This is a genomic window from Bythopirellula superficialaquae, assembly GCF_059632245.1.
The window spans coordinates 5,148,179-5,159,822 of the sequence record NZ_CP197426.1; the positions used below are offsets into that span (position 1 = coordinate 5,148,179).

Annotated in this window: 9 protein-coding genes; 3 read left to right on the top strand and 6 right to left on the bottom strand. The window is 55.0% G+C overall.

Annotation, left to right across the window (positions count from 1 at the left end):
- Positions 1-38 precede the first annotated feature (38 nt).
- Positions 39-2,075 (bottom strand): BBP7 family outer membrane beta-barrel protein, encoded by a 2,037-nt coding sequence (locus SH678x_RS21250; protein WP_496920468.1) that lies wholly within the window; start codon positions 2,073-2,075, stop codon positions 39-41.
- Between the two features lie 239 nt (positions 2,076-2,314).
- Here SH678x_RS21250 and SH678x_RS21255 point away from each other — a divergent pair, with 239 nt between their 5' ends.
- Together SH678x_RS21255 and SH678x_RS21260 are read left to right on the top strand one after the other, a co-directional pair.
- Positions 2,315-2,959 carry a sigma-70 family RNA polymerase sigma factor gene (locus tag SH678x_RS21255; RefSeq protein ID WP_496920469.1) on the top strand — a complete coding sequence of 215 codons (645 nt, stop codon included), beginning with the start codon at positions 2,315-2,317 and terminating at the stop codon, positions 2,957-2,959.
- Positions 2,956-4,641 (top strand): serine/threonine-protein kinase, encoded by a 1,686-nt coding sequence (locus SH678x_RS21260; RefSeq protein WP_496920470.1) that lies wholly within the window; start codon positions 2,956-2,958, stop codon positions 4,639-4,641. The genes SH678x_RS21255 and SH678x_RS21260 overlap by 4 nt, the downstream gene beginning before the upstream one ends.
- Here the strand turns inward: SH678x_RS21260 and SH678x_RS21265 are convergent.
- Together SH678x_RS21265 and tadA are read right to left on the bottom strand one after the other, a co-directional pair.
- The gene (locus SH678x_RS21265) at positions 4,638-5,213 is read right to left on the bottom strand and encodes a hypothetical protein (protein ID WP_496920471.1); all 576 of its coding nucleotides are present in this window, start codon (positions 5,211-5,213) and stop codon (positions 4,638-4,640) included. The two genes, SH678x_RS21260 and SH678x_RS21265, sit on opposite strands and share 4 nt — an antisense overlap.
- Positions 5,214-5,468: 255 nt before the next feature.
- Positions 5,469-5,960, bottom strand: a complete 492-nt coding sequence (tadA, locus tag SH678x_RS21270; RefSeq protein WP_496920472.1) for a tRNA adenosine(34) deaminase TadA — start codon at positions 5,958-5,960, stop codon at positions 5,469-5,471.
- Between the two features lie 122 nt (positions 5,961-6,082).
- Here tadA and SH678x_RS21275 point away from each other — a divergent pair, with 122 nt between their 5' ends.
- Positions 6,083-6,520 (top strand): VanZ family protein, encoded by a 438-nt coding sequence (locus SH678x_RS21275; protein WP_496920473.1) that lies wholly within the window; start codon positions 6,083-6,085, stop codon positions 6,518-6,520.
- A 13-nt stretch (positions 6,521-6,533) separates the two neighbouring features.
- On the opposite strand, the gene SH678x_RS21280 is transcribed toward SH678x_RS21275, so the two are convergent.
- The 3 genes from SH678x_RS21280 to dnaE form a co-directional block, all read right to left on the bottom strand.
- Positions 6,534-7,508 carry a UDP-glucuronic acid decarboxylase family protein gene (locus SH678x_RS21280; RefSeq protein WP_496920474.1) on the bottom strand — a complete coding sequence of 325 codons (975 nt, stop codon included), beginning with the start codon at positions 7,506-7,508 and terminating at the stop codon, positions 6,534-6,536.
- Between the two features lie 95 nt (positions 7,509-7,603).
- The gene (locus SH678x_RS21285; protein WP_496920475.1) at positions 7,604-7,921 is read right to left on the bottom strand and encodes a thioredoxin family protein; all 318 of its coding nucleotides are present in this window, start codon (positions 7,919-7,921) and stop codon (positions 7,604-7,606) included.
- Between the two features lie 34 nt (positions 7,922-7,955).
- Complete coding sequence (gene dnaE, locus SH678x_RS21290) at positions 7,956-11,534, bottom strand: DNA polymerase III subunit alpha (RefSeq protein ID WP_496920476.1); 3,579 nt, start codon at positions 11,532-11,534, stop codon at positions 7,956-7,958.
- Positions 11,535-11,644 lie beyond the last annotated feature (110 nt).

Consider the following 11,644-nt stretch of genomic DNA (forward strand, 5'->3'; position numbering starts at 1 on the left):
ACTGTGAGAGTTGTATCGGCAAGAAGGCCCTCGGAGGTTTACCAGTTGTATTCGATGCCTGTATTCAAGCCCTGAATGAGCACATTCGTTTCGTTGAACGTAAACATGGGGCGGCTGGGGATATAAAGAACTGAATCTGCATCATCGCTTGGAATCTGCGTCGAGTTGAGTTCACGATCAATTTGATCGCCCGGCCTCACGACGTTCGTCCAGTACATGATTGTATAACCGAGCCGCAGCTTGCACCGCTGAGTCAACTTGTAGCCGACGGTCAGGTTGAGTTCCGGGATCATACTGAAGCGGTTGCGGTCGTAATCGCCAATATTGCCGACATAAAGCTCGTTATCTGGTGCAGGACCTTGATTGTTATCCTGCGTGAGCAAGCCACCGGCCGCGCGTTCCGTGGGGCCGCCCGGTTCGGTCACGTCGGTGTAACCGTTGATCGAAACCTGCTGCCGCGTGCTGCCCAAGCCAATTTTGGAAAGCAGTGAAAGCGACCAGCGATTCCGTTCGACGCCCCAGTCAAAGCCGAGTTCACCACCGAGAAAGGTGTTTTCGGTGCTAAACTGATCGACAAGGTAAAAAGTCGTGCCATTGGGTGGCAGATCCCCCGGTGGGGGAATAATTTCGCTGGCAGCTTCCAGATCTTCCGTAATTTGAAGCATCTCGTCGAGTTGATACCAACGGAATCCTGCGAGGAAGTCGACGTACCGTGAATCGCCACCACAGCCAACTACGCTGCCGCAGCCGATTCCTGACCCGCAACCCACTCCTAAACCACAATCGACTCCCATTCCACAATTCACACAGTCACCGCAGCCCACGGTCGGACAGCAGCTGCGACACAAATTGTGCCGCAAAGTTAAACCAGCACCTTGGAACTCGCTGCTGGAATAAACGCTCACCGTGCCGTCCAAAATATCCGACGAAACTTGTTCGGCCGCTTCGCGTGGCGAAAGGTCTAGTTCGCCGTCTTGATCGACGTCTGGCGTGAGATCAAAGAATGGTCGACCAATCCAATAAGGCTCGCCGTTGACTCCGCCCAAGGCGAAATCTTCTTCGAGTTTGCCCAACATTAAATAGTCGAACTCGATGGCCTGCTTGTTACATTCATCGATCCATGTGCCCAACATGATGCGAAAGCCGCTACGGGCATCTTCCAATATTGGATCCTGCCCATAAACGATCTGTGTACTCGGATTATCCCCAGGGAAGTTGGGCAGCACCGCACCATCTTGTGCGTCAGAGATCGTCACCAGCGGCGGGACATCCATTCCTTCGAGCCACCACAGCAAATATTCGCCCCGTGCATAAGCCCGACTCATCGGAGGCGAGGCGCCGCCTTGGCGATAGCCGCCGTGTCCCGCGTGCAACGAACATGTTCCATCTTGGCAATTCGAACAGCCGCCAAAGTCCAAACCTTGATCTTGATAGATGGGACCATTCCCTTCACCCATATAAACCTGCTCACCCTCTTCAAAGTTGAAGGTCTCTCCCTCACCGATCAGCTCTGGCTCACCTGCTGGCGTGGGTTCATCGGCAGGGATCGGTTCTAGCAACGCTTTTTCGTCGGGTTCACCCGCCGGAATGGGTTCCTGAAAAGCCGCTTGTTGGACGCCGTTTGCAGGGCGCGTTGCTCGTGCAACGGTGTTATTCCCGCTACGAGGGAAAACAAGCTGTGAGGCAAGTAGCGTATCACCGGTATCGTGGCGCACGCCTACAATCCGACCGACATAAGGCTCAAGGTTTATTTTCTCCACTGGCTCGACGAAACGCAAAATACCGCCATAGCGGTCCACGAGCGCGAACGCCGGCTCACCTTGTTTATTCTTGTTGCGCACCAACTTTGCTTGCAGTGTGGGGCGCTGAATACCACGCCGCGGCGGCGGCTGCTGCGCCTTGTTATTGGGAACGAGGCCCGCTGGAGCATTGGGCTCGAACAGCGAGTCGACCATCCGCCCCGCGGCGCGATCCGGCGCTGCGCTGCTTTGGGCAAATAATACGTTAACCGATGAAAACGAAAGAGCGCAGGCAGCCGCAACCGCCGCGCACAACGACAATCGTCGCACAACCATGTGTGTGTCCTTCCCCGCGCACTCGCGCAGACAGTTGCCTGCGAAAGCCAATCGGGACTGGAATATTGGTAGTAGAAGAGATCCTGTCACGAAAAGCGGAAGGCTTTTAGCAAAAGGCCTGATTCGACCGCAAGACCAGTTTTTTGAGTTATATGCCTCGTTGTCACCGTACCCTAAGCTTGCGATACTAAAAGGACTGACAAATGGCAGATTTGACCTAAACGAATCGTGGCAAACGCATGTGGCCCGACCAGCAGAATACCGAACAGTTGCTAGCCGCGGCGCGCAGCGGTGACGGCGATGCAGTGAATCAACTGCTCGATCGCCACCGCGTGGCGATTCGCCAGATGATCGATCTCCGCATGGATCAAATGATCAAGCGGCGAGTCGATGCCAGCGATATCGTGCAGGAGGTTTTGATCGAAGCCAACCGCCGGCTCAACGACTATCTTCAAAACCCGGTGATGCCGTTTCATTTGTGGCTACGGCAAATGGCCAAAGATCGCTTGATCGACGCCCACCGTCGTCATCGTGGCGCCGACCGGCGAAGTTTAGACCGCGAGCAACCACTGGTCGCTGCCGCGGGTAACGAGTCGTCGGTCGATCTGCTCGCGCAAATTCGCGATTCAGAACTTACCCCCGCCGCGGCCGCGACATGGCATGAACTGCAAGCACGTTTTCAACAAGCCTGCGAGCAGCTTGATGACCTCGATCAAGAAATCGTGTTGCTCAGGCATTTCGAGCACCTTTCCAATACCGAGGCGGCACAAGTGTTGCAACTCTCGCCGCAAGCCGCCAGCATGCGGTATCTCCGTGCCATGCGACGATTGCGCCAGTTCATGGATGGCTCAGACGGTCCTGCTTCCGATGAACAAGTCTCATGAAGCACGCAGCCAATTCCGAACAACGCGATCTCGAACTTGCTGCGATCTTCGCGGACATCACTGATCGCAGTGCAAGTCACCGTCCCAGCTTGGAACAACTCACTGCTGCACACCCGCATCTTGCTGACGAGCTTCGCGCCTTATGGGGCACGGCCTTACTAGTCGATGCCGTCGCTAGCCATACTAATAGCCAAACACTCCCATTCGTCAAACCCACACGCAATGCCGATCTTGAGCCGCCCCGTGTGCTGGGAGATTTTGAGCTCATCGAAGAAATCGGTCGAGGCGGCATGGGTATCGTTTACCGAGCCCATCAACAAAGCCTCGGCCGCGAAGTCGCAGTGAAGCTGATCCTGCAGGGTTCGCAAGCCTCGGAGCTTGATAAGGCGCGCTTTCAAGCCGAAGTGGCAGCTGCCGCCCAATTAGAGCACCCGAACATCGTTCCCATTTATGAAGTCGGGGAAATTGCCGGGTGGCAATTCTTCGGCATGAAGTTGATCACGGGGCAAACGCTGGCCCATCGCATCGCACAGGGCCCTATCGCCGAACGCGATGCCGTGCGAATTGTGCTTGAGATCGCGCGAGCCATTGAATACGCTCACAGTCGTGGCGTAATTCATCGCGATTTGAAGCCGCCCAATATTCTTATCGATCTCGATGGCGTGCCCCATGTGACCGACTTTGGGCTGGCCAAGCATCTTACGGCGAGCAATTCGTCGCTCACCCAATCTGGCACGATTCTGGGGACACCGGCTTACATGGCCCCTGAACAAGCGGCCGGCAATCGTGGCAAAGTCGGGCCTGCGTCGGACGTCTACAGCCTTGGTGCGATTCTCTATTCACTGATCACGGGCCGTGCGCCATTTCAAGGCACCTCGCCCGTCGACACGTTGTTAATGGTCCTAGAACAAGACCCGCTGCCGCCACGATTGTTGAACCCCCGCGTCAGTCGTGATTTGGAAATGATCATTCTCAAGTGTTTGCAAAAGCCCATCGAACTGCGCTACGCATCGGCAGGATACTTGGCCGATGATTTGCAAGCCTATTTGAATGGCGAATCCATCATCGCCCGAAGTGGCCGATTCACCGACGTCATGGCCCGCGTGTTTCGCGAAACTCACCATGCCACAGTCCTAGAGAACTGGGGAGTACTTTGGATGTGGCACGCGGCAATCTTGTTAATCATGTGCTTGCTCACTAATTGGATGCACTTGCAGCGGACTCATTGGCCCGCCATGGGAGAGCCATGGCCTTACTTGCTCTTATGGGGCGGCGGCTTGACCGTGTGGGCACCAATTTTTTGGGCCTTGCGGCATCGCGCTGGGCCCGTGACCGCTGTCGAACGTCAGATCGCTCATGCGTGGGGCAGTAGCATCGTTGCAGTGATGTTGCTCTTTTGGGTCGAAGAACTGTTGAACCTGCCTGTGCTGAAACTGTCCCCCGTGCTAGGTTTGATCGGCGGGATGGTTTTTGTGATGAAGGCCGGAATCTTGGCGGGCAGTTTCTATGTTCACGCCGGGGCTATGCTGGCCATGTCAGTGATCATGGCCGAGATGCAACGCCAAGGATTCGAATACGGCGTCTCGATCTTCGGGATCGTTTCCGCGGCAACATTCTTCTTGCCAGGATGGAAATACTATCGGCAAGGCCGTGATAACGCCGCTAAACGATTGGTCGCTTAGCGTTCTTTAGGGCCAGTAGGAGCCGGGAAGTAATTTCCCGTGTTCATGAACGCGTTAAATTGCATGAAGCCCGTACCGTGACCTGTAGGTGCTGCGCTCTCATTACCAGTAATCTGATAAGGCCCCTGTGCGGCCATTTGATTGAGCTTGCGGCTTTGGGCGTACTGCTGGCGTGAAATGCGATCGTTAAAGGCTCGCTGATCCTGTTGGGGACGCACAATGTTGTAAAAGTCCGATGGTGTCGAGAAAGGATTTGACAAAGTCAAATAAGGGCTCACAGAGGGTCCACGATCAAGACCAGTAAAAGGCTTGGAAGCTGGCCCCCCCAGCGGTGAGGAACCACGGCCAATAAAATTCTGCCGATTCACACCACCAACACCCGCCGGTGGAACCGCCTGATTACGAACCTGCTGCATAATTCGGCTCGTCGTAAATTGACTGGCGCTGTTCCGCGAGAGAATGTTATTCATTTGCGTAGCCCCATATCCAGCCGGCTGCGCGAACAGGACCAGCTCATTCAAACACAAAGCTGAAATTACAAATGTGGCCGAAAAAGCAATTCGATTAATCATGGCTGATAACCTTAATCCACACCGACACGCGATTGGCTCTCTCTACTATCATAGGAGTGGCGGACTGCTGGGACAACAATCTGCCTATTTCCTCGGGAATTGCTCCCGCAATCGACCCGAAATAGTCTACACGATGCTTAAACGCCTCGCGGCCAAATCCACGGACAAGTCTGCCTTAACGGTAAAACTTCAACGGCACAATCGCTACCACTGCCAAGTCAGGTTCATAATTGACCCCGTTCGCAAACAACTGGTTCATTTATTCGCCAAACGCTTTTGCTGAAAGAAACTTGAAAGAATCCGGCCACACTCCTCGGCCATCACACCCGCTACGACCTCCGCTCGATGGTTGAGCCGCGCATCTTGTAGCATTTGATACAGGCTGCTGACCGCACCCGCCTTCGGATCGTCGGCCCCATAAACGACTCGCTTGACGCGGGATTGGACAATCGCCCCCGCACACATCGGGCAAGGCTCCAACGTGACATACAGCGTGCAGCCTTCCAGTCGCCAGGAATCTAATGCTGCAGCGGCCTGCGTGATCGCAATCATCTCGGCGTGCGCCGTGGGATCGCGCAATTGTTCACGCTGGTTGTGGGCCGAGCCCAGGATTTGCCCGTCGCGAACGATCACCGCACCAATCGGCACCTCATCCTCCACCGCGGCTTGCTCGGCCTCGGCAAGTGCTAGCGCCATCCACCGCAAATCTTCCGCGGCCCGTTCATTTTCTGCGAGATTTTTCGACATGGGAAGAATTTTCTTTTCGACTCAGAACGGCCAGGTGAGGAGGGGCGTAAGAAGCAAGAACGCATAATTTCCGCTCGCACCACGACTATCTGCTATAATTATCACATTGCTGGGAAATATTGATGCATTCCGACACCATGATGAATTCGACTCCTTTGCGTCGTGCGGCTACGTTAATGTGGCTCGCTACCGTGGGTCTATTGATCGCCATGTTCATTGGCACGCATCTCCCTGGCCCACTGCACACAGGTATCAGCGCCAGCGATAAGACGATTCATTTCTGGGCGTATCTATCACTGTCGCTGTTTCTGCTCACTAGTTGGGAACTGACCATCGGTCGACTACGGCCGGTTCATTATTTCACGGTTTGCCTCGTTTGCACACTCTACGGTGCGTTCGACGAAATCACGCAAATCCCCGTGGGCCGAACCTGCGACAGCATGGATTGGCTCTTCGATGTCATGGGCGTGGTTACGGGCTTAATCCTGTTTCGTGTGGCTCGTCCGCTGATTTACCGCGCGGCCTTGTTGCTCCCTACGACATCTCAAGTAACTCAATAGTGGACCAAGCATCTCAATAGTGGGGCGTCGGCGCACGGTAGTCTTCCAAACGAATCGAGCGAAACCATTCAATTGTATTGACCAAGCCTTCGCGCAGCTTGAGCTTCGGTTCCCAATCTAAGTATTTCTTGGCCCGACTGATGTCCGGCTGACGCTGCGTGGGATCATCCTCCGGCAAAGGCCGTTCAACAATTTTCGACTTGCTGCCTGTCATTTCGATGACGAGTTCTGCCAACTCGCGAATCGTGAATTCGTCGGGATTGCCCAAATTAATCGGCCCGACGCATTCGCCAGAGCTGTTCATCATGCGAATGATGCCTTCCACCAAATCATCGCGATAACAAAACGACCGCGTCTGCGATCCGTCGCCAAAGAGCGTGATATTTTCGCCCAACAGAGCTTGGCGGATGAAATTGGAAACGACCCGTCCGTCGAAGGGATGCATTCGCGGGCCGTAGGTGTTGAAGATTCGCACAATGCGAATATCGACCTTGTTGCGGCGATGATAATCCATGAACAACGTCTCTGCCGCTCGCTTGCCTTCGTCGTAACACGCGCGGGGGCCAATCGGATTGACCGAGCCGCGATAATCTTCCGTCTGGGGATGCACTTCCGGATCGCCATAAACTTCGCTGGTCGAAGCCTGCAAGATCCGCGCTTTGCAGCGCTTAGCCAGACCAAGCGTGTTGATCGCTCCCAGCACCGAAGTCTTCATCGTCTTGATGGGATTGTATTGATAGTGACCGGGCGATGCCGGACAAGCGAGGTTATAAATTTCATCGACTTCCAAGACGATCGGCAGCGTGATGTCATGCCGAATCAACTCGAAATTTGGCTTCCCGAGCAAATGTTCGACGTTGGTCTTCTGGCTCGTGAAAAAATTGTCAAGGCAAATGACGTCGTGCCCTTCCCCGACCATCCGCTCGCAAAGATGCGACCCGAGAAACCCCGCTCCACCAGTGACCAAAATACGTTTAATTGCAGACATGCGTGACCCTTGAGGGATGAAAGCTGTAAGAACGATTCTAATTGGCTCGCCTTACTTCCTCAACGAGAGAACGTGGCTCAGACGGCGCATTCTTCTTATGAAATCTGTGCCAGCGTTTCACGAACTTCATCGGCACTTTGTGGTCGCACGACGCGGGCCACTTCCACGCCATCCTTGAGCGCAATCAGGGTCGGCCACAGTTTGACACGGAATGTTCGCCCCAGCGGCCTGCCGGGGCCATCTTCCACTTTGATGTGTTCGATGCCCGAAGTCTCTCGAAGCGCAGTGGCCACGTACGACGCCGCTCCTTGGCAATAGCCACACCAGCCCGTTCCGAATTCAAGCAGGACTGCGCCCTTCATCTCATCGACGTATTCGCGGGTAGGACCGGGATTGAGATATTCACTGTTCATCCTGAAATGATTCGCAATTCATGTGCCAAGGAAGCTACGCACGGGCCGTTTGCCGATACTGTCGCCCGTTGCCATTGCCATTATTCTGCGACTGTAACGGAGCACGCTCCATCTTGCGGTTGCCATCGCCCAAAAGTTGATCGATCCGCGTATTGAGTTCGGGGCTCGGCTCAATTCCTACGGCACAATCGAAAAAGACGCAACTACCATCCAACAATTCCAAGCGAAGTTTCAGTTTCTTCGATCCCGGATATCCGCGCACAATTTCCTTAAGTTGTGTGAGTCCCTGTTCGCCGTGCTGATCCTCGCGCACGCGGACCACCATACCGCTGGAAAACTGCTTGGCTAAATCCTCGAGCGTCAACAGCTTGTCGACGATCAGATTTGTTTCTTCGCTCCCCGGACGGCGGTCGACCTTGCCGATGATGCCCACGATTTTGTCGGGCTCGACCATCGTACCAAACTCAGCGAATTGCTCAGGCCACATGATGCAGCGCACCATGCCGTCGAGGTCTTCCAAATCCCACATCGCGTATTTCGTGTGTACGCTGCCAGGCCGCGGATTCTTGGTGTGCGAAAACTTGATCGCCGCCAGCATCCCCCCCAGCACGACTTCATCACGATGGTTCATCTTGGCGAGCGACGCAGAACTCGAACAATACGTGCGCAAAGTCTGTTCGTGTTCAGCGAGCGGATGACTGGATAGATAAAAGCCCAAAACTTCCTTCTCGCGGGCGAGCTGATCTTTCTCATCCCACGCGGGAATGTTCGGCAAATCGACAGGTTGGGCTGCGACCTCTTCTTCATCGTCGTCGCCAAACAGCCCCTTCTGTCCACTGCGACGATCCGCCGCGGCAGCGGCACCCGATTGCAACGCCCGATCAAGCATCAGCATCAACTGCGCCCGATGCCCGCCCAGCGTATCACACGCACCCGCTTTAACGAGCGCTTCAATCGTCGCGCGATTGCAAAGCTGCGGATCGACCCGCTCGCAGAAATCAAACAAACTCTTGAATGGTCCATTCTTCTTTCGTTCGGCGGCAATTGCTTCCGCGGCCCCCGTGCCACACGCTTTAATGGCCCCCAAGCCGAACATGATTTTGCCGTCCGCAACCGTGAAGTCCGGATCGCTCGAATTGACATTCGGCGGCACAACCTCGATGTTCATCCGCTGGCAATCTTCCAAATGCTCGACCAGCGAATCCTTGCTCTTGAAATTCCGACCAGGAATATCGCACGACAGCAATGCGGCCATGAACTCCACCGCAAAGTGCGCCTTGAGATACGCCGTCATGTAGGCGATCAGTGCGTAAGCCGTGCTATGCGATTTGTTGAAGCCATAGCCCGCGAATTTTTCGATCATGCCGAAGAGCTCTTCGCCCTTCTTCTTGTCCAGCCCCTGCTTGTGGGCACCGTCGAGAAACTCCTCGCGGTACTTGGCGATCATCGGCAGTTTCTTCTTGCTGATCGCTTTAATGCAGGTATACGCCTGAGAGAGCTGAATCCCCCCCAAGCGATTCAAAATCCGCATGACTTGTTCTTGATAAACCATCACCCCATGTGTTTCGACGAGCACGTCTTTCATCACCGGATGCGGATACTCGGCCTCCTGCCGGCCATGCTTCACGGCAATGTAGTCGTCGACCATGCCCCCTTCGAGCGGGCCGGGGCGATAGAGCGCGTTCGTCGCGATGATGTCGTGGAAGTGGTCGGGCTTCATTCGCTGCAGCAGATCGCGAATACCACCGCTTTCGAGCTGGAAAATACCCTTGGTTTCGCCGCGGCAGAGCAGGGCGAAGGTTTCCTTGTCATCAATCGGAAACTTATAAGGATCGATTCGTTTGCCCTGCGATTGCTCGACCAGTTCAATCGTTCGCGCCAGGATCGTCAGATTGCGCAGGCCCAAGAAGTCCATTTTCAGCAGGCCGGCGCGCTCAACGTCGCCCATTGCCCATTGCGTGATGACTTCGCTTTTCCCCTTCACGTGCTGCAGCGGCACATATTCATCAACCGGCCTACCCGCGATCACCACAGCCGCCGCATGAGTACCCACGTTCCGCGCGAGGCCTTCAATCTTCTGCGCGAGATCGATCAACTGATGAATTTCTGGATCGTTCTCATACGCCTTCTTGAGCTCGTCGCTTTGCACCAAGGCTTCGCCAATCGAGATCCCCAACTGGTCGGGAACCATCGCCACGACTTGATCGACGCGAAAGATCGGCATCCCCAACGTGCGGCCCACGTCGCGAATCGCCGCCCGTGCGGCCAGTGTCCCAAACGTGCCAATCTGCGCGACGTTCGCCTCGCCGTATTTGTCCTTTACATATTGGATCACCTCAGCGCGGCGATCCTTGCAGAAGTCGATATCGATATCAGGCGCTTCCAGGCGGTTTTCATCCAGGAACCGCTCGAACAGCAGATCGTACTCCAGCGGGCAGACGTGGCTCATCTTGAGCGCATAACACACCAGCGATCCTACACCCGAACCGCGCGCCGTGCAGGGAATTCCCTTTTCGACCGCGAACCGCACGAAGTCCCACACGATCAAAAAGTAATCGCAGAAACCAAGCTTGGTGATCACATACAGCTCGCGCTCCAAGCGGTCGTAAACTTCCTTGGAAAGATCGTCGCCATTCCAACGCTTGCTTTCATCGGCATAGCGTTCTTTAAGTCCAGAGAGGCACAGTTCGCGTAAGTACTCGTCGGATTTCTTTTCCGCGGGCAATTGAAAACTGGGGAAATGCCGTTTGCCCAACTCAAGATCGATATGCACCGAGTCGGCGATTTCCTGCGAACGCTTCAGCGCATCTTCAAAATTCGGCAACGCTGCGTACATTTGATCGGGGCTGCGCAGGAAGAATTGATCCCCTTCCATCTTCATGCGATTCGTGTCGGTGCGAAACTTGCCCGTGTTGATGCACAACAGCACGTCCTGCGCTTCGGCATCTTCCTGATTCACATAGTGGGCATCGCTGGTCGCCACCACGGGCAGGCCCACGCGAGTCGCCACTTCCACCGCGGCTTCCATCGCCTGACGTTGAATGGCGAGGCCGTTATTTTGAATCTCGATGAAGTACCGATTGCCAAAGACTTGGTGAAACCACTGCGTAATCGCGATCCCTTGGGCAATTTGATCCTCGGTCGCGGCATTGCTGCCATTCAGGATCGCCCGGCTGAATTCACCCGACACGCAGCCGCTCAGGCAAATAATCCCCTCGCTGTATTCCACAAGCAGTTCGCGATCGATGCGGGGCTTGTGATAAAAGCCCTCCAAGAAAGCGCGGCTCGCCATCTTGATCAGATTTTGAAAGCCGATGCGATTCTGCGCGAGAAGCGTCAAATGATAGGTGGCTTCCTTGCTGCTGTTCGCGCCCGATTTGTCGAAGCGGCTCCCCGGCGCGACATAAGCTTCGTAACCGAGGATGGGGTTGATCTCGGCATCTTTGCATGCCTGATAGAACTGCAGCGCGCCATAAAGATTGCCGTGGTCGGTAAGCGCGAGGCCGTTCATCCCCAATTCTTTGGCGCGATTGACCAGCCCTTTGATCGGACTCGCCCCGTCTAAGAGACTGTAATGGCTATGGCAATGCAGATGAACGAACGGCTGAGACACGCGCGCGATTCCCTTCAGCAAACTAGGCACAACAGAACGGCAAACCGCCATTGTACCCGGTTGCTAGCAAGGGAGACAGACGCAAGAAATCGCGGAAGATCCTAGCGCCG